Annotated in this window: 22 protein-coding genes; 8 read left to right on the top strand and 14 right to left on the bottom strand. The window is 70.7% G+C overall.

Annotation, left to right across the window (positions count from 1 at the left end):
* Window positions 1-37: 37 nt before the first annotated feature.
* The gene (locus AXK60_RS09085) at window positions 38-541 is read right to left on the bottom strand and encodes a MarR family winged helix-turn-helix transcriptional regulator (RefSeq protein WP_068570790.1); all 504 of its coding nucleotides are present in this window, start codon (window positions 539-541) and stop codon (window positions 38-40) included.
* 82 nt (window positions 542-623) lie between these two features.
* Between AXK60_RS09085 and AXK60_RS09090 the strand changes: the two genes are divergently transcribed.
* The gene (locus tag AXK60_RS09090; RefSeq protein ID WP_068982514.1) at window positions 624-1,127 is read left to right on the top strand and encodes a carboxymuconolactone decarboxylase family protein; all 504 of its coding nucleotides are present in this window, start codon (window positions 624-626) and stop codon (window positions 1,125-1,127) included.
* A 13-nt stretch (window positions 1,128-1,140) separates the two neighbouring features.
* Here AXK60_RS09090 and AXK60_RS09095 read toward each other — a convergent pair whose 3' ends face one another.
* From AXK60_RS09095 to sdhC, 5 genes are all read right to left on the bottom strand, one after another.
* Window positions 1,141-2,295 carry a GDSL-type esterase/lipase family protein gene (locus AXK60_RS09095; protein WP_068570794.1) on the bottom strand — a complete coding sequence of 385 codons (1,155 nt, stop codon included), beginning with the start codon at window positions 2,293-2,295 and terminating at the stop codon, window positions 1,141-1,143.
* Window positions 2,296-2,371: 76 nt separating this feature from the next.
* Window positions 2,372-3,139, bottom strand: a complete 768-nt coding sequence (locus tag AXK60_RS09100; RefSeq protein WP_068570796.1) for a succinate dehydrogenase iron-sulfur subunit — start codon at window positions 3,137-3,139, stop codon at window positions 2,372-2,374.
* Window positions 3,139-4,890 (bottom strand): succinate dehydrogenase flavoprotein subunit, encoded by a 1,752-nt coding sequence (gene sdhA, locus AXK60_RS09105; protein WP_068570798.1) that lies wholly within the window; start codon window positions 4,888-4,890, stop codon window positions 3,139-3,141. Before sdhA ends, AXK60_RS09100 begins: the two co-directional genes overlap by 1 nt.
* A 24-nt stretch (window positions 4,891-4,914) precedes the next feature.
* The gene (locus AXK60_RS09110) at window positions 4,915-5,367 is read right to left on the bottom strand and encodes a succinate dehydrogenase hydrophobic membrane anchor subunit (protein WP_068570800.1); all 453 of its coding nucleotides are present in this window, start codon (window positions 5,365-5,367) and stop codon (window positions 4,915-4,917) included.
* 13 nt (window positions 5,368-5,380) lie between these two features.
* A complete protein-coding gene (sdhC, locus tag AXK60_RS09115; RefSeq protein WP_068570802.1) occupies window positions 5,381-5,788 on the bottom strand; it encodes a succinate dehydrogenase, cytochrome b556 subunit in 408 nt (135 codons plus the stop codon).
* A gap of 241 nt (window positions 5,789-6,029) precedes the next feature.
* On the opposite strand from sdhC, the gene AXK60_RS09120 reads away from it, so the two are divergent.
* Entirely contained in the window at window positions 6,030-6,431 is a 402-nt protein-coding gene (locus AXK60_RS09120; protein WP_068570804.1) for a cytidine deaminase, read from the top strand.
* Window positions 6,428-7,729: a thymidine phosphorylase gene (locus AXK60_RS09125; protein ID WP_068570805.1), complete on the top strand. Its 1,302-nt coding sequence runs from the start codon at window positions 6,428-6,430 to the stop codon at window positions 7,727-7,729. The genes AXK60_RS09120 and AXK60_RS09125 overlap by 4 nt, the downstream gene beginning before the upstream one ends.
* Here the strand turns inward: AXK60_RS09125 and AXK60_RS09130 are convergent, their stop codons facing one another.
* Complete coding sequence (locus tag AXK60_RS09130) at window positions 7,730-8,665, bottom strand: D-2-hydroxyacid dehydrogenase family protein (protein ID WP_068570807.1); 936 nt, start codon at window positions 8,663-8,665, stop codon at window positions 7,730-7,732.
* Window positions 8,666-8,765: 100 nt separating this feature from the next.
* On the opposite strand from AXK60_RS09130, the gene AXK60_RS09135 reads away from it, so the two are divergent.
* The 3 genes from AXK60_RS09135 to AXK60_RS09145 all read left to right on the top strand — a co-directional run bounded on the left by AXK60_RS09135 (window position 8,766) and on the right by AXK60_RS09145 (window position 11,939).
* Window positions 8,766-10,025 (top strand): sensor histidine kinase, encoded by a 1,260-nt coding sequence (locus AXK60_RS09135; RefSeq protein WP_068570809.1) that lies wholly within the window; start codon window positions 8,766-8,768, stop codon window positions 10,023-10,025.
* 116 nt (window positions 10,026-10,141) lie between these two features.
* Window positions 10,142-10,777: a response regulator gene (locus AXK60_RS09140; protein WP_068570812.1), complete on the top strand. Its 636-nt coding sequence runs from the start codon at window positions 10,142-10,144 to the stop codon at window positions 10,775-10,777.
* Window positions 10,778-10,820: 43 nt separating this feature from the next.
* Window positions 10,821-11,939, top strand: coding sequence for an adenosine deaminase (locus AXK60_RS09145; RefSeq protein WP_068570814.1), 1,119 nt, complete (start codon window positions 10,821-10,823; stop codon window positions 11,937-11,939).
* A gap of 9 nt (window positions 11,940-11,948) precedes the next feature.
* On the opposite strand, the gene AXK60_RS09150 is transcribed toward AXK60_RS09145, so the two are convergent.
* The 4 genes from AXK60_RS09150 to AXK60_RS09160 form a co-directional block, all read right to left on the bottom strand.
* Window positions 11,949-13,271: a primosomal protein gene (locus AXK60_RS09150; protein ID WP_068570816.1), complete on the bottom strand. Its 1,323-nt coding sequence runs from the start codon at window positions 13,269-13,271 to the stop codon at window positions 11,949-11,951.
* Between the two features lie 18 nt (window positions 13,272-13,289).
* Window positions 13,290-13,451 carry a hypothetical protein gene (locus AXK60_RS26885; protein ID WP_175399970.1) on the bottom strand — a complete coding sequence of 54 codons (162 nt, stop codon included), beginning with the start codon at window positions 13,449-13,451 and terminating at the stop codon, window positions 13,290-13,292.
* A 324-nt stretch (window positions 13,452-13,775) separates the two neighbouring features.
* On the bottom strand, window positions 13,776-14,975 hold the full coding sequence (locus AXK60_RS09155) for a C40 family peptidase (protein ID WP_068570818.1): 1,200 nt from the start codon (window positions 14,973-14,975) through the stop codon (window positions 13,776-13,778).
* Window positions 14,972-15,289 carry a hypothetical protein gene (locus AXK60_RS09160; RefSeq protein ID WP_068570819.1) on the bottom strand — a complete coding sequence of 106 codons (318 nt, stop codon included), beginning with the start codon at window positions 15,287-15,289 and terminating at the stop codon, window positions 14,972-14,974. The genes AXK60_RS09155 and AXK60_RS09160 overlap by 4 nt, the downstream gene beginning before the upstream one ends.
* Window positions 15,290-15,352: 63 nt before the next feature.
* On the opposite strand from AXK60_RS09160, the gene upp reads away from it, so the two are divergent.
* Window positions 15,353-15,982, top strand: coding sequence for a uracil phosphoribosyltransferase (gene upp / locus AXK60_RS09165; RefSeq protein WP_068570821.1), 630 nt, complete (start codon window positions 15,353-15,355; stop codon window positions 15,980-15,982).
* A 4-nt stretch (window positions 15,983-15,986) separates the two neighbouring features.
* Here the strand turns inward: upp and AXK60_RS09170 are convergent, their stop codons facing one another.
* The 3 genes from AXK60_RS09170 to AXK60_RS09180 are packed head-to-tail and all read right to left on the bottom strand — an operon-like array spanning window position 15,987 to window position 18,970.
* Window positions 15,987-16,541 (bottom strand): hypothetical protein, encoded by a 555-nt coding sequence (locus AXK60_RS09170; RefSeq protein WP_139057841.1) that lies wholly within the window; start codon window positions 16,539-16,541, stop codon window positions 15,987-15,989.
* Window positions 16,538-18,166 (bottom strand): phospho-sugar mutase, encoded by a 1,629-nt coding sequence (locus AXK60_RS09175; protein ID WP_068570825.1) that lies wholly within the window; start codon window positions 18,164-18,166, stop codon window positions 16,538-16,540. The genes AXK60_RS09170 and AXK60_RS09175 overlap by 4 nt, the downstream gene beginning before the upstream one ends.
* Window positions 18,167-18,970 carry a purine-nucleoside phosphorylase gene (locus AXK60_RS09180; protein ID WP_068570858.1) on the bottom strand — a complete coding sequence of 268 codons (804 nt, stop codon included), beginning with the start codon at window positions 18,968-18,970 and terminating at the stop codon, window positions 18,167-18,169.
* 53 nt (window positions 18,971-19,023) lie between these two features.
* Between AXK60_RS09180 and AXK60_RS09185 the strand changes: the two genes are divergently transcribed.
* Window positions 19,024-19,734 carry an enoyl-CoA hydratase/isomerase family protein gene (locus AXK60_RS09185; RefSeq protein ID WP_068570856.1) on the top strand — a complete coding sequence of 237 codons (711 nt, stop codon included), beginning with the start codon at window positions 19,024-19,026 and terminating at the stop codon, window positions 19,732-19,734.
* Window positions 19,735-19,736 lie beyond the last annotated feature (2 nt).

Below are 19,736 nucleotides of genomic sequence, written 5' to 3' on the forward strand. Positions count from 1 at the left end.
CGTCAATTATGACACCACTATGGTGTCATGTCAACGCTCATGTGGTGTCGCGGCGCCCTGAAGGGTGTTTCTGCTGGTCATCCGCGTCCCCGTTCAGTGTCGCCAAGGTGTCGAGGCGGGTCGGCGATGCTGTGAGGGATGCCAGATCGTCGAGCATGGCGTCGAGTCGGGCGGTGCCGATCCGCTGTTCCCATGCCGTGTGGACGGAGCGGAACGCCGCCGCACTCGCGTGGAGCATCGCGTGTCCGCGGAGGGTGGGCGCGACGAGTCGTCGTCGACCGTCCTCGGGGTCGTGGCCGATGGCGACGTAATCCAGGTCGACGAGGCGCGCGATGGTCTTCGCTGCGGCCTGCTTCGACACTCCGAGCGTCGTGGCTATCTCGCCGGCGGTCGAGCCGTCGCCGACGGCCTGCATTGCGAATCCGTCGCGCGGGCGGGCCTCGGGGAAGCCCTGGTCGGCCAGGATGCGGTGCGCCTCGTCGACCGCCTCGCGGAAGCCGTCGAGAAGGAGGAGCGGTAGCTCGTAGCCCGGTCTTGACACTGCGTCACCCCTTGTTTCGACAACCGGATTGACTGTATCGTGCCGGTAATCGTCAACTAGATTGTCTAAAATAGGAGTGATCATGGTGTTCACGGTGCACACGGTCGACACGGCGCCGCACGAGTCCCGCCCGGCCCTCGAGGCGATCCGGGCGAAGTTCGGCGGGGTGCCGCGCGCCGCCGCGCTGCAGGCGGAGTCGCCGGCCCTGCTCAACGGATTCCTTGCGGCGAGTGCGGCGTTCGAGGCGGTGTCGCTGCCTCCCGTGGTGCGGGAGGCCGTGATACTCGCAGTCGCGCACCGCAACGGCTGCGAGGTGTGCGTCCGGATCCACTCGGCGGAGCTGGCCCGGATGGACCGGGCGGACGTGGTGCGCGACATCGCCGCCGGGCTGCGCTCCGACGACGCGCCCGTCGCGGCGACGGTCACGCTCGTCGGGCGGCTGTTCGACGGCGCCGGTCGGGTGGAGAACGCGGAACTCCAGGAGTTCTTCGACGCGGGATTCACGCCCCGCAATGCGCTCGAGGTCGTGTTCGGCGTCGGCGTCTACACGGTGTCGACCTTCGCCAATCGGCTCGTCGGGGCCTGAACGGGCCGGGTCGTCAGGACGTGAAGGGGCCGCCCGCACCGAATGCGAGCTCGCCGAATCGGGCTCCGATCAGGGCGTGGGTGGCGGCGTCGGGATGCAGCTCGTCCGGGAGCGGCAGGCGGGCGTTGTCGTCCACGCCGTACAGGGCGCGCCCGTCGAGGAGGTGCAGGTTCGCGTCCTCCCCGGCCCGGTCGGCCGCGATGCGCTCCAGCGCATCGCGGATGACGCTCAGCGTCAGTCTTCCCGCCGGGACCTCCGCCGGGTCACCGGTGGCCTCGAACCGCAGGCCCGCGGCCGACGGGACCGGCATCACCGGCCCGGGAGTGTCCTCCTGGATCGGGCACAGGATGGGCGAGACGAGCAGCAGCGGGGTGGTCGGGTGGCCGTCGCGGACGGTGTCCAGGAAGCCGTGGACCGCGGGGACGAACGCGCGCAGGCGCATCACGTCCATGTTGGTGAGATTGATGCCGATCTTGAGGCTGATCAGATCGGCGGGGGTGTCGCGGATGGTGCGGGCGACGAACGAGTCGAGGAGGGCGCTGCCGCCGAACCCCAGGTTGATGAGGTCGACCCCGCCCGACGCGGCGGCGATCGCCGGCCAGGTCCCCGTCGGGTGCGTGGCCCCCGAGCCGTGACTGATCGAGCTGCCGTGGTGCAGCCAGACGCGTTCGCGCCGGGGCAGTGGAGCGACTGGCGCATCGGCGCGCAGCGCGATCAGCTCGGTGATCTCGTTGTGCGGGAGCCAGATCTCGACGTCCTTCTCCCCGGCGGGCAGGTCGGCGAACCGGGCGATTCCCGTCGGCCCCTCGGTGAACTCCGCCTCCTGCGTCACCATGTCGACGACGGTCTCGACGTTCCCGCCCGGCACCGTCGTCCGCGCGACGAGCCCGCCGTCCACGACGAGGTCGTAGACACCGTCGGGCAGGGGAGGGAGGCCCGCGTACGCGCGCTTGGTCGGCAGCGTCTCGAGCTCGATGACGGTGGCCGCGGTACGGAACGAGAGGCGCACTCCCGACGGCTGCGCCTCGGCGGAAGTGAGCCGCGCATCCGGGATGCGGCGGCGGGCAGCGGCGGGGAGGCGGTGCGGCAGGAGGCCGCGCGCCGTCGACTCGAGGTCGAGATGGCCGCGCAACAGGCTTCCGTCGATCGGGGTGTCGATCAGGTCCATGGACGGCCTCTCGTCGAATGAGAAACGCCCCGGACCTCGGGTGAGGTCCGGGGCGTTCCGGGCTGCAGAAATGGTTCTAGCGGCTGAACAGGAGGGCGCGCTTGACCTCCTGGATGGCCTTCGTCACCTGGATGCCGCGGGGGCACGCGTCGGTGCAGTTGAAGGTGGTGCGGCAGCGCCACACGCCGTCGACGCCGTTGAGGATCTCGAGGCGCTCGGCGGCGCCCTCGTCGCGGCTGTCGAAGATGAAGCGGTGCGCGTTGACGATGGCCGCGGGGCCGAAGTACGAGCCGTCCATCCAGTACACCGGGCAGCTGGTGGTGCAGCAGGCGCAGAGGATGCACTTGGTGGTGTCGTCGAAACGCTCGCGGTCCGTGGGGGACTGGATGCGCTCGCGGGTCGGCTCGTTGCCCGAGGTCATCAGGAAGGGCTTCACGGCGCGGAAGGCGTCGAAGAAGGGCTCCATGTCGACGACGAGGTCCTTCTCCACGGGCAGGCCGCGGATCGGCTCGACCGTGATGGTGACGTCCTTGTCGCCGTGCAGGAAGTCCTTCATCAGCATCTTGCACGCGAGGCGGTTGACGCCGTTGATGCGCATGGCGTCCGAGCCGCACACGCCGTGGGCGCAGGACCGGCGGAAGGTCAGGGTGCCGTCGAGGTAGCCCTTGATGTACAGGAGCAGGTTCAGGAAGCGGTCCGAGGGGAGCGCGGGAACCCGGTAGCTCTGCCAGCCCGCCGCGTCGGGATCCTCCGGGTTGAACCGGTAGACCTTGATCGTGACCATCGTGGAGCCGGGCGGGACCGGCGGCTGCACGGAGGCGGGGGTGTCAACTGCGGCGGTCATCAGTACTTACGCTCCATCGGCTCGTAGCGGGTCTGCACGACGGGCTTGGTGTCGAGACGGATCCCGGACTCCAGGCCCTCGCCCTCCTTGTACGCCATGGTGTGCACCATGAAGTTCACGTCGTCGCGGTTCGGGTAGTCCTCGCGGGCGTGACCGCCGCGAGTCTCCTTCCGGTTCAGGGCGCCGACGACGGTGACCTCGGCCAGCTCGAGCAGGAAGCCCAGCTCGATGGCCTCGAGCAGGTCGCTGTTGAAGCGCTTGCCCTTGTCGGTGACGGTGACGTGCTCGTACCGCTTCTTGAGGGCGCGCACGTCCTCGAGCGCCTGCGTCAGGGTCTTCTCGGTGCGGAAGACGGCGGCGTTGTTGTCCATCGTCTGCTGCAGCTCGGTGCGGATCGCCATCACGTTCTCGTTGCCGTGGTCGCTGAGCATGCCCGCGACCCAGTTCTCGACCATGTCGGCCGGGTTCTCCGGGAGCGGCACGAAGTCGTGCGTCTTCGCGTACTCCGCGGCGGCGATGCCGGAGCGGCGACCGAAGACGTTGATGTCGAGCAGCGAGTTGGTGCCCAGGCGGTTGGCGCCGTGCACGGACACGCACGCGCACTCGCCCGCGGCGTACAGGCCGGGGACGACGTGGTCGTTGTCGCGCAGCACCTCACCGTGGATGTTGGTGGGGATGCCGCCCATCACGTAGTGGCACGTGGGGTACACGGGAACCAGCTCGGTGACCGGGTCGACACCGAGGTAGGTGCGCGAGAACTCCATGATGTCCGGCAGCTTGGCCATCAGGGTCTCCTCCGGGATGTGCGTGACATCCAGGAGGACGTAGTCCTTGTTCGGGCCGGCGCCGCGGCCCTCGAGCACCTCGAGCACCATCGAGCGGGCGACGATGTCGCGCGGCGCGAGGTCCTTGATGGTGGGGGCGTAGCGCTCCATGAACCGCTCACCGTCGGCGTTGCGGAGGATGCCGCCCTCGCCGCGCACACCCTCGGTGATGAGGATGCCCAGGCCTGCGAGGCCCGTCGGATGGAACTGGTGGAACTCCATGTCCTCCAGGGGCAGGCCCTTGCGGAAGACGATGCCCATGCCGTCGCCGGTCAGGGTGTGGGCGTTCGACGTGGTCTTGTACATGCGCCCCGAGCCGCCGGTGGCGAAGATGATCGCCTTGGCGTGGAAGACGTGCAGCTCGCCGGTGGCGAGTTCGTACGCGACGGCGCCGGTCGCGACGGGGCCGTCCTCGGTCTCCGTCAGGGCGATGTCGAGCACGTAGAACTCGTTGTAGAACTCCACGTCGTGCTTGACGCAGTTCTGGTACAGGGTCTGCAGGATCATGTGACCGGTGCGGTCCGCGGCGTAGCAGGCGCGACGCACGGGCGCCTTACCGTGATCGCGCGTGTGGCCGCCGAACCGGCGCTGGTCGATCTTGCCCTCGGGCGTGCGGTTGAAGGGCAGGCCCATCTTCTCCAGGTCGAGCACCGCGTCGATGGCCTCCTTGGCCATGATCTCCGCGGCGTCCTGGTCGACGATGTAGTCGCCGCCCTTGACCGTGTCGAAGGTGTGCCACTCCCAGTTGTCCTCCTCGACGTTGGCGAGGGAGGCGCACATGCCGCCCTGCGCCGCGCCGGTGTGGGAACGGGTGGGGTAGAGCTTGGTGAGCACCGCGGTGCGGGCGCGGGGGCCGGCCTCGATGGCCGCGCGCATACCGGCGCCGCCGGCACCGATGATCACCACGTCGTAACGATGTTCCTGCATGATGCGGGTGAGTCCTCTCGCGCGCTAGTTGGTGGCCGTATTGAAGGTGAGCAGCGCGTAGGTGCCGAGGACGACCACGAGGATCATCGACAGAGCCAGCAGCGTCTTGAGCCAGAACCGGGTGCGGTCCTTGCGGGCGTAGTCGTCGATGATCACGCGCAGGCCGTTGCCGCCGTGCAGCTGTGCGAGCCACAGCATCGTGATGTCCCAGACCTGCCAGTAGGGGCTGGCCCACCGCTTCGCGACGAAGGCCGCGTCGATGCGGTGCACGCCGTTGTCGATGGCCAGCATGATGAAGACGTGTCCGAAGACGAGCACGAGCAGAGCCACGCCCGAGAAGCGCATGAAGAGCCACGCCCACTTCTCGAAGTTGTTGCCCGCGGGGCGGTGCGGCGATCGCGGCGCGTCGAGCGATGCGGGGCGGTCGTACTGCTTGAGGAGGGTCTTGGCGAGCTTGGGTTCGTTCGCTGTAGTCATCTGTCGTTGCCCCCTACGCGTGCGAGATCATGATGTAGAGCAGGCGCGCGGCCATTCCGGCGCCGGTGAGCAGGAAGACGGTCCACACCACGATGGACATCGCCTTCTGGTACTGCACGCCCTTGCTCCAGAAGTCGACGAGGATCACCCGGACGCCGTTGAGCGCGTGGAACAGGATGGCCATGACGAGACCGATCTCGAGCAGGCCGATGATCGGGGTCTTGTACGTCTCGATGACCTTGTCGTAGGCCGTGGGGTCGACGCGGATCACCGCGGTGTCGAGCACGTGGACGAACAGGAAGAAGAAGATGGTGACGCCGCTGATGCGGTGCAGCACCCAGTTCAACATGCCCGGATCGCCCTTGTAGAGGGAGACGCGGCGCGGCTCCTCGGCGGCCGCCACCTCGGTAGTACTGCTCATCGAGCCCTGCCTTCGACATCGTTGTTGGATACGACGGGAGAATCGGTCGACGGAGGGGTATCGAGCCCTCGCACCGGCGTCAGTCGCGACGTATACCTGAACCCACGCCTTGACCTTAAACCCACGGGAATGTGGAATCGAAACCACGGTCCCGATCCGTTGGGGCCGAACAGATTTAGTTAGGTTTGCCTGACCGTAATTGATGAGGAATCAACAAGGCCTCGGAAGGGAGTGGTACGCAGTGCCCGATATCGACTGGGAGCTCTTGCGGCGCAGCGCAGTCAAGGCCATGGAGAACGCCTACGCGCCCTATTCGAACTATCCCGTCGGGGCGGCCGCACTGGTCGACGACGGGCGCGTGGTGACCGGCTGCAATGTGGAGAATGTCTCATACGGCCTGACCCTCTGCGCCGAGTGCGGGCTCGTCGGCGCACTCCGGATCACGGGCGGCGGACGGCTCGTCGCCTTCTCCTGCGCCAACGCGAACGGGGACGTTCTGCTCCCGTGCGGCCGGTGCCGACAACTGCTCCACGAACACGGCGGCGGCGACCTGCTCGTCGATCACCGCTCCGGCCCGGTGCCGCTGAGCCGGCTCCTGCCCGACGCCTTCGGGCCCGACGACATGGAAGAGGTAGCACGATGACCGAGGTGTACGACGCCGTCTCCATCATCGCCGCCAAGCGCGACGGGAAGACGCTGTCCGACGGGCAGATCGACTGGGTGATCAACGGGTTCACGACGGGAGTGGTGGCCGACTACCAGATGTCCGCGCTCGCGATGGCGATCTTTCTGGGCGGGATGGATCGTCGTGAGATCGCCCGCTGGACCGCCGCGATGATCGGCACCGGCGAGCGGATGGACTTCTCGGGCCTGCGCCGCGACGGTGCGCCGTTGGCGACGACCGACAAGCACTCCACAGGCGGCGTCGGCGACAAGATCACGCTTCCGCTGACCCCGCTGGTCGCGTCCTACGGGGTGGCGGTCCCGCAGCTGTCGGGTCGCGGCCTCGGCCACACCGGCGGCACGCTGGACAAGCTCGAGGCCATCCCCGGCTGGCGTGCGGACCTGTCCAACGCGGAGATGTTCGACCAGCTGGAGAAGGTCGGCGGCGTCATCTGCGCAGCCGGGTCCGGACTCGCTCCCGCCGATAAGAAGCTCTACGCGCTCCGCGACGTCACCAGCACCGTCGAGGCGATCCCGCTCATCGCCAGCTCGATCATGAGCAAGAAGATCGCCGAGGGCACGGCCTCGCTCGTGCTCGACGTCAAGGTCGGCAAGGGCGCGTTCATGAAGACGCGCGAGCAGGCGCGCGAGCTCGCGGAGACGATGGTCGCGCTGGGCCACGACTCGGGCGTGCGGACCGTCGCGCTGCTCACCGACATGTCCACGCCGCTCGGTCGCAGTGCGGGCAATGCTCTCGAGGTCGCGGAGTCGCTCGAGGTCCTCGCGGGCGGCGGACCGTCGGACGTCGTGGAACTGACGCTGGCGCTCGCCCGCGAGATGCTCGCGCTGGCGGGCGTCGACGCCGACCCGGCCGAGCACCTCGCGAACGGTCGCGCGATGGACAGTTGGCGCGCGATGATCGCGGCGCAGGGCGGCGACCCGGACGCGGCGCTGCCCGTCGCGACGCACACACGGACCGTCGCCGCGCCGGAGTCCGGCGTGTTGACCGGCCTGGACGCGATGGGCGTCGGCATCGCGGCCTGGCGCCTCGGCGCGGGGCGCGAGCGGCAGGGCGAGCCGGTGCAGGCGGGAGCGGGCGTCACCTGGCACGCCGGGCTCGGTGACGAGGTGCGCGCGGGCGAGCCCCTGTTCACCCTGCACACCGACACCCCGGAGAAGTTCGACGGTGCGCTCGCCGCGCTCGACGGTGCCGCGACCATCGGCGGATCGGCGACGCCGCGCGGCTCCCTGGTGCTGGACCGCGTGACGGCCGAGTGATCAGGCCCCGGGCGGATTCATGACGCGGACGGGGGCGCCCGCGAGGTAGGCACGGACGTCCTCGGCCGCGTCGGTGTAGAAGGCGCGGTACTGCTGCTCGGTGACGTAGCCGACGTGCCCGGTGAGCACCGAGTTCGGCAGGTCCCGCAGCGGATCGTCGGCGGGCAGGGGCTCGGTGTCGAACACGTCGAGCGCCAGCCGGATGTCGCCGCGGCGCGCGGCGGCGGCCGCGGCCGGTGTGTCCAGCACGCCCGCGCGGGAGGTGTTGACGAGGAGTGCACCCGGCCGCATCCGGGCGATGTCGGCGGCGCCGACGATGCCGCGCGAGCGCTCGGAGAGCACGTAGTGGATCGTGACCACGTCGGAACGTTCGAACAGTTCCTCCTTGCTCACGACCGTCGCCCCCACCTCGGCCGCGCGGTCGGCGTCGATGTTGCTGGACCAGGCGATCACCTCCATACGGAAGGCGGTCGCCACGCGCGCCACGCGGCGCCCGAGCCCGCCCAGTCCGACGATGCCGATCGTGCTCTCGTGCAGTTCCTTCCCGACGGTGCTCTGCCAGCGCCCGGCCCGGATGTTCGCGTCCTCCTCGGGGATGTGCCGCAGCGCTCCGAGAATCAGCGCCCAGGTGTGCTCGGCGGCCGCGGCGGGCCGATAGCCGGTGTGGCACACCGTGATCCCCAGCTCGGATGCCGCGGCGAGGTCGATGGCGGCGTTGCGGCGCCCCGTCGACACCAGGAGCCGCAGGTCCGGGAGGGACCGCAGCACCTCCGCCTGGAAGCGGGTGCGTTCACGCATCGCCACGACCCCGTCGAACCCGGCGAGCTGCCCGGCCACGTCGGTGAGCGGCTCGGTGAACACGGTGACGTCGAGCCCGGAGAAGTCGCCGAACCGGCGGGAGACGTCCTGGTAGTCGTCGAGGATCGCGATGCGCATGAGATCACGCTAACCCCGCGCGGGGTAGTGCTGGCACCACCCCGGATCCTCCCGTCCGCGCCAGCGACTCGGGCGGGGCCGCGGCCCTAGCGTCTACGGCATGATCGACCATGTGACCTCGTCCCCGGCGCGCCGAGCGCAGCCGACCGCATCGCTCGCCGCGCCGCTGCGCGAGCCCCTTCGCTTCCTCACCACGTCCGCGCCGTGGCGTGGGCTGGCCTACTTCACGGTGTCGATGCTCGTCGGCTGGGTGGTGTTCTTCCTCTACGCCGTCATCGTGCTGCTGCCCTTCGCGCCGGCGTGGTCCTACGGGCTGGCGAAGCTGGAGCGGCTGCGCGTCACGTGGCTCGACGCGCCGGCGATCGGCGATCCGCATCCGCCCGTGACCGGGAACCTCTCGACCCGCGCGGGCGCTCGGATCGGGGAGCGGGCGACGTGGCGGGAGGTCGCGTACTCGCTGCTGTTGGCGGTGCTCACGCCGATCGTGTTCTTCGGCGCGGCGATCGGCTGGATCCTGGGGCTGGGGCTGGTGTTCGGGCCGCTGCTCGCCGACGACATCAACGTCATGGGCACCCGTGTCGAGGGCTTCATCAGCCAGACCGTCTGGGCGATCGTCGGTCTCGCGATCTGCGCCGTCGGGCTCTACGTCACCTACGCGGTCTCCGTGGCGCAGGCCGCCACCGCACGTCTGTTGCTCGGCCCCACCGAGGAGGAGCTGCAGCGCCGCGTGAACGCGCTGGAGACCTCGCGCGGCGTGCTGGTGGACTCCTTCGAGGGCGAGCGCCGCCGCATTGAGCGCAATCTGCACGACGGACCGCAGCAGGATCTGGCGAGCCTGTCGCTGCAGCTCGGCGAGTTGCAGCAGAGCCTGTCCGCGGAGTCGTCCGAGGACGTGCGCGCCCAGGTGGCCGAGGCACAGGCCCGGCTCGAACGCGCGATGGCGGGCCTGCGGGACACCGTCCGCGGGGTCCATCCGCAGGTGCTCGACGATGCCGGGGTCGAGGCCGCCTGCACCGAGCTCGGTGGGGCGATCCGGGTCGACGTGCACGCCGGCGAGGGGTGGAAGCCCGGACGCAGGCTGCCCGCCGAGATCGAGCAGGCGATGTACTACACCGCCAGCGAGGCCGTGACCAACGCGATCAAGCACGGCGGCGCGCGGCAGGTGTGGATCACCTTCGCGGCGGGTGTCCTGGGCGTCTCGATGACCGTCATGGACGACGGTGCCGGTGGCGCCGACCCGGCGCGCGGGACCGGCCTGGCGGGGCTCATCGAGCGGGCCGAGGCGATCGGCGCGACGCTGACGGTGCTCAGCCCGCCCGGAGGGCCCACCACGCTCTATTGGGCGAGGGCCGTGTCGTAATCTGCCTCGGATGCGGATAATAGGAGCTGAGGAGAGGGCACGTGGGGTCTGAGGGCGGCATGGGGACGATGCGCATCGTGTGAGTCGAGGAGAGTGCACGTGCGGACGGAAGGCGGATGGAAGTAGTGCGGATCGTGATCGCCGAAGATGCCGTCCTGCTCGCCGAGGGGCTGCAGCGGATCGTCGAACGGGCCGGCCACGAGGTGGTCGGCCTGCTCGGCGACGCCGATGCGCTCCGGGCGATCGACCCGGGCACCGTCGACCTGGTGGTGACGGACGTGCGGATGCCGCCCGGGCACGGGGACGACGGTCTGCGGGCCGCACTCGAGCTGCGGTCGTCACGGCCGGGCCTGCCGGTGCTGGTGCTCTCGCAGTACGTGGCCGCCGCGTACGCCCGACGCCTCCTCGACTCCGGTGGCGGCGTGGGCTATCTGCTCAAGGAGCGGGTGGGGCGGGTCGACGACTTCCTGCGCGCCCTCGACACCGTCGCGTCCGGGGGAGTGGTGGTCGACCCGGAGGTCGTCTCCAAGCTGTTCACCCCGACGGTGCTCGATCGGCTCACGCCCCGGGAGGGGGAGGTTCTGGCGCTGATGGCGGAGGGACGAAGCAACTCCGACATCGCTGCGGCGCTGGTAGTCTCGGACGCCGCCGTGGCCAAGCACGTGGCCAACATCTTCGCCAAGCTCGACCTGCCGCCCGAGGAGGGGAACCGCCGCGTCCGCGCGATCCTCACCTATCTCACGGAGCGCTAGCGTCGCCGGGGTGTTACGCGCGGGTAGCCGGTAGCGTTGCCCTATGGCGAATCCCGTTGGACCCACCCCCATCGACCTGGCCTCCCTGAAGCGCGCACCCAAGGTGCTACTGCACGACCACCTCGACGGAGGGCTGCGGCCCGCCACCGTCCTCGAGCTGGCCGCGGAGACCGGTTACGCGAACCTGCCCGCCACCACCGAGCCCGAGCTGGCCGCGTGGTTCCGCGACGCCGCGGACTCCGGCTCGCTCGTGAAGTACCTCGAGACCTTCGAGCACACCGTGGGCGTGATGCAGACACCTGAGGCGCTGGCCCGGGTGGCGCGCGAGTGCGCCGAGGATCTGGCCGCCGACGGCGTGGTGTACGCGGAGGTGCGGTTCGCGCCCGAGCAGCACCTGCAGCGCGGGCTCTCGCTCGACGAGGTGATGGAGGCCGTGCTGGCCGGCTTCGCCTCGGGCGAGTCCGCCGCGCGCACCGCCGGGCGTCCGATCGTCGTGCGCTGCCTGGTGACCGCCATGCGGCACGCGGCGCGCTCGCGGGAGATCGCGGAGCTGACGGTGCGCTGGCGCGACCGCGGCGCCGTCGGCTTCGACATCGCGGGCGCCGAGGCCGGCTTCCCGCCCAGCAGGCACCTGGACGCCTTCGAGTACATGCGGGATCACTCGGCGCCCTTCACGATTCATGCGGGGGAGGCCTTCGGCCTGCCGTCCATCCACGAGGCGTTGGCCTTCTGCGGCTGCGACCGGTTGGGGCACGGCGTGCGCATCGTCGACGACATCGACGGCGTGGAGCCCGGATCCACCGACTTCGCCGGTGCGCGGCTCGGTCGCGTCGCCGCGCGCGTGCGCGACGCCCGCATCCCGTTGGAGATGTGCCCGAGCTCCAACGTCCAGACCGGAGCCGTCGCGTCGCTCGAGGAGCACCCCTTCAACCTGTTGGCGCAGCTGCGTTTCCGCGTCACGGTGAACACGGACAACCGGCTGATGAGCGACACCACCATGAGCAAGGAGATGCTCAAGCTGGTGGGGACCTTCGGCTACGGCTGGACCGATCTGCAGCGCTTCACGATCAACGCCATGAAGTCGGCGTTCCTGCCCTTCGACGAGCGGCTGGCGATCATCGACGAGACGATCAAGCCCGGCTTCGCCGTGCTGATCGGCTGAGCCGCCGAGTCACTTGGAGGTGAGGCGGTCCTCGAAGTCGTGCTCGAGGGCCCGCCAGGCCTCCACCTCGTTGTCGAACGGGCCCGACGGTGCCAGCCGGCGCGGCTGCGGGTCGAGCGCGTAGGAGACGAAGAAGCCGAGCGGCGTCGTCGGGCGCAGGGCCTCCCGCACCGACGCGTCGTCGGCGAAGTCGGCGGAGTCCAGCAGCAGCTCGACCGCGAGGTCCAGCTGGTCGCGGTCGATGCGGCGAGGGCCGTCGGCGATGTCCTCGCTGATGCCGGGGAGCACGTAGACGTTGTCGTCGTACACCTCGACCTCCAGCGAACCGTCGGTGGCCGCGACCTGGACCTCCTGGTACGTGGACACGGTGGACAGGTCGGTGTCGTTGTCGTCCGCGAGGTACCGGGCCAGCGCACCTTCGGAGTCGAAGGCGAAGATCTTGCCCTTGCGGCCCAAGAAGATCGGATTGTCGTCCAGGTAGCAGCGCAGCGTGTAGTACTCGCCGGTCGAGGTGATGATCTTGATCGGGTCGATGCCGACCCGGCCCCAGAACGAGTCGTCGTCCTCGAACTCCTCGTCGTCCTCGACGGCGTCCACGGCCTCGTCGTCCGCCGCGTCGTCCTCGTCGAACTCGTCGTCGTCCTCATCGAGGTCGTCGGTGTCGAGACCGGGCACGTCGTCGAGGTCGTCATCGAGGTCCTCGGTGTCGGCGGCCAGCGCGGCGGCCTTCTCCTCGGCGGCCGCGAGCTCCTCCTCAGCCGCCTCGGTCAGCGTGGCCGACACCTTCGGGGCACTGACGACGCCCTCGATCGCGTCGATCACGTCGTCCCACTTGCGGCTGATGATCTGGCCCACCTTGTGCCACATCTCCGCGCCCTCACGGCCCTCGAAGTTGCGGGTGCCGATGCGCACGGTGCCCAGCACGGGGTTGCCGTTGAAGAACTTGGTGACGTCGATCAGCTCGCACACCTCGCCGATGAGGCCGACGATCTCGAGGGTGTCCTCGAGTTCGGCGATCACCTCGGGGGTGGGCTCCTCGGCGGCCAGTTCGGGCACGGAGATCACGTCGAAGCTGCGGTCGTCGCGCGGCACGAAGGCCTCTGCGGGGAGCGTGGTGAGCGCCTCCCATGCCGGGTGGTCGTCGAGGTCGTTCGGCTTGTCACTGCGCACGAAGGCGACGAGCTCCGCGACCGACGTGAAGCCGTACAGATCCTCGTCGAGGCCCAGGAAGGCCTCCCATTCGTCCTCCCCGTCACGCCACCGCGGTGCCCACAGGGTGTACACCGGGCCGTCGGTGAGGCCGAGCTCGATCGGGACGATGTCAGACGCCATGGCGCCCAGCGTAGTGCACTACGCCGGTTCGGCGTCGGCCAGAGGATCGGAGTGCTTCCTGAGCACCTTCAGTGCGCGCGGATCGGGCTTGCGGCCGTTCAGCAGCGCCGCTTTCGCGGCGATCTGCGCGAGCTTCAACTGCCCCTCGGGGGTGTACACCCAGCGCTGCCCCTCCGTCATGGACGTGTCCTCACTCGTGCTCCAGCTCACCCTCAGTGTCCTCCCCGTGCGACACGTCCGCCAGCGTGATCGCCTCGATGACTTCCCGTTCGGTCGCCCGTCGCCAGATCCGAGGTCAGGAGCGCCTCGACCGTCGCCGCGCCGATTCGTGAGGTGTAGGCGTCCTCGTCGGCGGTGCGCTCCACCGCCCACGCCATCCGCCGCCACCACTCGGCGCGGCGCTCGGAACCTCCTTCTGCCGGGTCGCGAAGGAGACGCCGGTCAGCGCCAGAGCGGCGGCGATGAACGGTGCCGCCGTCAGCCACAGCGTCGTGGAGATCATCGCTACCCCGTCGGGCGGAAGAAGCCGTGGAACTGCTGGCCGATGTTGTCGGTGCGGATCGAGGAGATCTGCACGGGGTCGCCCGCCTCGATCATCCGGCCGTCGCCGATGACCATCGCGACGTGGCCGCTCCACACGGCGAGGTCGCCGGGGCGCACGTCCGAGGCGCTCACCGCCGCGCCGATGCCCTGTTGGTCCGCGAGCCGCGGCAACTCGATCCCGGCCTGTCGGTACGCCCACTGGGTGAACCCGCTGCAGTCCAGGCCCACGCCCGGCGTCGTCCCTCCCCATTGGTAGGGCACGCCCAACTGAGTGAGCGCCGCCTGCACCGCCGCCGCGGCCTTGGCATTGGGCGCCTTGACCACGGTGCCGTCCGGTAGGCGCACGTCGTACCCGCCCTTGCCGTCGGCGGTCACCGTCGCCCTGCCGGACCGGCGGGAGGCGCTCACCGTCTGCGCCCGAGTGGTCCCGCCCGTGCCCTTCCCCTTGCCCGATCCCGATCCCGATCCCGAACCAGCGCCCGTGAGCGCGGAGGCGAGTCCGCTGAAGGGGGAGGATCCGGACCCGCCGCCGGAGCTCGTCCCGGAGCCCGTCCCGCCGCCGCTGCCCGACGGGGAGGCGCTGGCCGGCGCCGTCGACGCCGAGGTCGAGGCGGGCGTCGTGGCCGCACCACCGTCGACAGTGCCGGGCGCCGTCGGCGTCGCGGACGCCAGAGCGGTGACGGTGCCGGACTCGCCGTCGAGCTCGCCGCGGACTCGGCGCAGGACGTCGAGCGCCTGCTGCAGGTGGTCGGCGGCGAGCGTGAGGACGGCGATCAACCCGGTGGGATTGAGCAACGTGGGATTCGCGGCCTCGGCCTTGCTCACGAAGGAGTCCAGGATGGCCTTGAGCTCGGTGTGCCCCGTGCGCACCGCCTCCGCCGCGACCGTCACGGACTGCCGGAGCGCGCCCGTGTGCTGCGACAGGGCGTTCGCGACGCTGCCGCCGTCGCCGATCGTGCGCTGCGCGGACGTCGCGTCCTCGCCCGTCCACGCGTTCCCGACGGTGACCCGCGTCGCCGTGGTCTGCGCGCCGACCCGCGCCAGTTCCGCCTCGACGGCCTTGATCGCGGCGTCGATTCCCGAGGCGTTCAGGTCGCCGGTGCCGAACGCGTCGAGCAGCGCGCGCAGCGGCGCCGCCAGCGCCGTGACGATGCCGCTCACGACGCGCCGCCCAGCAACCCGAGGAGAGAGCTCGCGCCGCCCGCCTCCACCGCGACCGCCGACGCGGCCGTGCGGGCCGCCCCCGCCGACGCCGAGGTGTAGAACGCTGCCAGCCGTACCAACTCCGCGTCGGTCGACCCGATCGCGCCCAGCAGCTCCGCCAGATAGTCACCCCCGACCACGCCGAACACCGGCGTCAGCGCCGCTGCCGATGCCGCCCCGGCCCCCGCCGTGGCGGACACCGCAGTGGCCAGCGCACCCAGTTCGCCGCCGGCCGCCGTCACCGAGCCCACAGTCATCTCGAACGGTTCCATCGCAATACCCCCTCAATCATTGGACGGCTCAGGGGCCCGCTCGGTTCCCGATACGCTTGCCGCATGCAGATCACCGTGGTCGACCACCCCCTGGCCGCCGTCCGGCTCACCGCCCTCCGCGCCGTCTCCACCGACAACGCGTCCTTCCGCGCCGCGCTGAAGGAGCTCACCCAGATGCTGGTCTACGAGGCCATGCGCGGAGCGCCCGTCGCCTCCACGCCGGTGACCACCCCGCTCGAGGTGACCGACGGTGCCGCCCTCGCAGCTCCGCCGCTGCTGGTGCCCGTGTTGCGGGCCGGTCTGGGCATGGTCGATCAGGCGCACGCGATGCTGCCCGAGTCACAGGTGGGCTTCGTCGGCATGGGCCGCAACGAGGAGACGCACGTTCCCGAGCCCTACTTCGAGTCGCTGCCCGCAGATCTCACGGACCGCCCGGTGTTCGTCCTCGATCCGATGCTCGCGACCGGCGGATCGATGGTCGAGACGCTCGGCCTGCTCGCGCAGCGCGGCGCCACCGATGTCACCGCGGTGTGCGTCGTCGCCGCTCCAGAAGGTGTGCGGGCGCTGGAGGAGTGCGGTCACCCCGTCCGGCTGGTGACGGCCACCGTCGACCGTGGTCTGAACGAGAGCGCCTACATCGTCCCGGGCCTCGGCGACGCCGGGGATCGTCAGTTCGGTCCGCGCTGGACCTGACCGGTCAGGGTGCCGCCCAGAATCCCGTTGCGGGTTCGGTGAATTCGCCGTTCGCAGCGCTGATCACCAGGCCCGCCGGGGTGATGTTGATCGTCGCGTCGGGAGCGCGCGCCACCCAGCCGGGGCCGGCGGGCAGGACGCCGTCGATCCTGGTGCCGGAGCCCGTGTCGGTGCGCCAGCCCGCGTAGTACAACGCTCCCGCGTGGTCGCACACGACCGCCTGCGAGGTGGCGGTGAGCACCATCATCTTCGGCCGGTCGCCGTCGGCGCAGCGCGCCGTGGTCCCGAGGAAGCCCAGAGCGTCGGTCCCCGGGATCGACGGTGCCGCCGTCGGCGCACCGGACTGCTCCACCGAGGTCCCCGAGGTCCCCGAGGTCCCCGAGGTCGACGGTGCCGCCGCGGACGCGGGGCCGGCGACCGACTCGGCGGGCTGTCGCTGGCCGCTGACATAGGCGGTCGCCCCGGCCGCCGCAGCGATCACGATGAGCACGCCCACGACCACGGACACGACGATCACCCGGCCGCGAGCGGGATCGGCCGGGCGTGCGGGGCGGCTCACCCGAAGGCCGCCCACTCCTGGACGGTGTCCGTCACCGTCGCGAGTCGCTGCCGGGCGCGCTCGCATGCGGCGCTCGTATCGTTCGGGTCCGTCACGGGCTCGATCACCTCCAGGTAGAACTTCGCCTTCGGCTCGGTTCCGGAGGGACGCACGGTGACCCGGACGCCGTCGCCGCGGAACACTAGCGCGTCCGTCGCGGGACGAGCCGTCAGGAGATCCTCACAGCCCACGACGATGTTTGCAACTTCAACGGGCGGATCGGCGCGCAGCGCGGCCATGATCGCCGCGATCCGCGAGACGTCCTCGACCCGGAGCGCGTACTGGCCCGTGAGGTACACGCCGTGCCGGCGGTAGAGGTCGTCGAGGGCGTCGGGCAGGCCGCGTCCCTGCGCCTTGAGTGCCGCGGCGTATCCCGCCGCGACGACCGCAGCGGAGATACCGTCCTTGTCGCGCACCGTCGACGGATCGACGCACAGGCCGAGCGCCTCCTCGTAGGCGAAGACCAGTCCGTCCCCGGCGCGGACGAGGTTCTTGAAGCCGGTCAGGGTCCGCGCGTACCGCGCGCCGTGCGCCTCGGCGATCGCGCCGAGCAGCTCGGAGCTGACGATCGTCGTCGCCACGAGGGGCTCGGACGACGGTGCGCCGGCGAGCGGCTCGTCGAGCATGTGCGCGCCCAGCAGCGAGCCCGACTCGTCGCCGCTGAGCATCCGCCAGCCGTCGGGGAACCGCGCGCCGAGCGCGCACCGGTCCGCGTCCGGATCGAGCGCGACCGCGAGGTCGGCGTCGACCCGCTCCGCGAGCGCGAGCAACAGGTCCGAAGCGCCGGGCTCCTCCGGATTGGGGAAGGTCACCGTCGGGAACTCGCCGTCCGGGGCGAACTGCTCCTCGACCACGTGAACATCCTGGAAACCGCTGCGCCGCAGTGCCTCCACCGCGACCTTCCCGCCGACGCCGTGCATCGGCGTCAGGGCGATCCGGAGCGACGTGGCCGGGGCCGGGCGCAGTGCGGACACTCGGCGCAGGTACGCGTCGACGACCTCGTCGGCCCGCGGGTCGACGGGGGCCGGCGTGCGGGGAATCGTCTTCGCGCCGGGTGCCGTGCGAATGAGCTCCTCGATCTCCGCGTCGGCGGGGGAGACCAGTTGCGCCCCGCCGTCGAGGTAGACCTTGTAGCCGTTGTCGGCGGGCGGATTGTGCGAGGCGGTGATCTGCACGCCGGCGACGGCGCCGAGCGCCTTCGTGGCGAACGACACCCAGGGTGTCGGTCCCGGCTCGGGCAGGGCGACCACAGCGAAGCCCTGCGCCGCGAGCACCTCGGTCGCCGCGGCGAAGAAGGCCTCGGAGCCGCGCCGCGCGTCGCGCCCCACGACGACGGTGCCCCCGCCGAGGCACTTCGCCTTCAGCCACTCGCCGAGCGCCCACGTCGTGCGGGTCACCACCGCGACGTTCATGCCCGACGGTCCGCCGCGCACCGGTCCGCGCAGCCCCGCGGTCCCGAACGAGAGCGGGGCGGCGAACCGCTCCGCCAGCGCATCGGCGTCGAGGGCGTCGAGCTCGGCGCGGGTGACGGGGTCGGGGTCGGCGTCGATCCAGGCGAGGACCTGCTCCGCCAGTTCGGCGCCCACCTACATCGCCTCGATCACATCGGCGAGGAGGCCGCCCATGCGCGCGGCCGCCTCGCGCCCCGCCTCGAGGACCTCCTCGTGGTTGAGCGGCTCGCCGGTGATGCCCGCGGCCAGGTTGGTCACCAGCGAGATGCCCAGCACCGCGGCGTCCTCCGCGCGGGCGGCGATGGTCTCGTGCACCGTCGACATGCCCACCAGATCGGCGCCGAGAGTACGCAGCATGCGGATCTCCGCGGGGGTCTCGTAGTGCGGGCCGGGAAGGCCGGCGTAGACGCCCTCGTTCAGCGACGGGTCGACCTTCGTCGCGAGGCCGCGCAGTGCGGGGGAGTAGGCGTCCACGAGGTTGACGAACTGCGCGCCGACCAGCGGGGACCGCGCCGTCAGGTTGAGGTGGTCGGAGATCAGGACGGGCTCGCCGACCGACATGCCCTCCCGCAGGCCGCCCGCGGCGTTGGTGAGGATCACCGTCGACGCGCCCGCCGCGCAGGCGGTGCGGACCGGATGCACCACCCGCGAGAGGTCGTGGCCCTCGTACGCGTGGGTGCGGCCGAGCAGGACCAGGACGCGCTTGCCGCCGACCACGAGCGCGATCGCCGTGCCCTTGTGGCCGGCCGCGCTGGGCGGCGCGAAGTGGGGCAGCTCCGCCATCGGGACGGAGCCGACCTGCGTCCCGCGGGTCGCGAGCGCGTCCGCGGCAGGGGCCCAGCCCGAGCCCAGGACGACGGCGACGTCGAAGCGTTCACCCCCGGTCGCCGTGATGAGTCGATCGGCGGCCTCCCGGGCCGCTGCGGACGGATCGTCGATGCCGAGGTCACGTGGCGCCATGCCTGTCGATGCTAGCCGCTATCGTGATCGCCATGCCTTACGTCACGCGGACCGACGACGTCTTCACGCTCTACCTCGGGGACGAGGGGGTCGAGCTCTCGGAGTCCAACCCCGAGAACCGCTTCACCCCGGACTGGGTCGATGCCGTGCACGCACGGCTCGACGAGGTCGAGGCGCAGGCCGCCGGCGCGCCGGCGGCGCTGGTGGTGACCGCCACCGGCAAGTTCTTCTCCAACGGGCTCGACGTGATGTACATCCTCGCGAACGTCGGCGAGCTGCCCGCGTACCTGGACCGCGTGCACACGGTCTTCAGCCGGCTGCTGACCTTCCCGATGACGACCGTCGCGGCCGTGAACGGCCACGCCTTCGGCGCCGGCGCCATGCTCGCGCTCTCCTGCGACTTCGCGGTCATGCGCGACGACCGCGGGTTCTTCTGCCTGCCCGAGGTGAGTCTGAAGATGGGCTTCACGCAGGGCATGGCGACGCTGCTGCGCTCGCGCCTGCCGTACCAGACCGCGATCGAGGCCATGACGACCGGACGCCGCTACGGCGGCGGCGATGCCGTGGCCGCGGGCATCGTGCAGGCCGCGACCCCCGAGGCGGAGCTGCTGCCCGCCGCGACCGCCCGTGCCGCCGCCAATGCGGCCGCCGACGGCCCGACGCTGAACAAGATCAAGAACGACCTGCACGCGCCGCTCATCGCGGACCTCGCCGTCGCGACCACCGAAGTCAAGTTCGGCTGACC

Origin of the sequence: Tsukamurella pseudospumae, assembly GCF_001575195.1 — a bacterium.
GTDB classification, from domain to species: Bacteria; Actinomycetota; Actinomycetes; order Mycobacteriales; family Mycobacteriaceae; genus Tsukamurella; species Tsukamurella pseudospumae.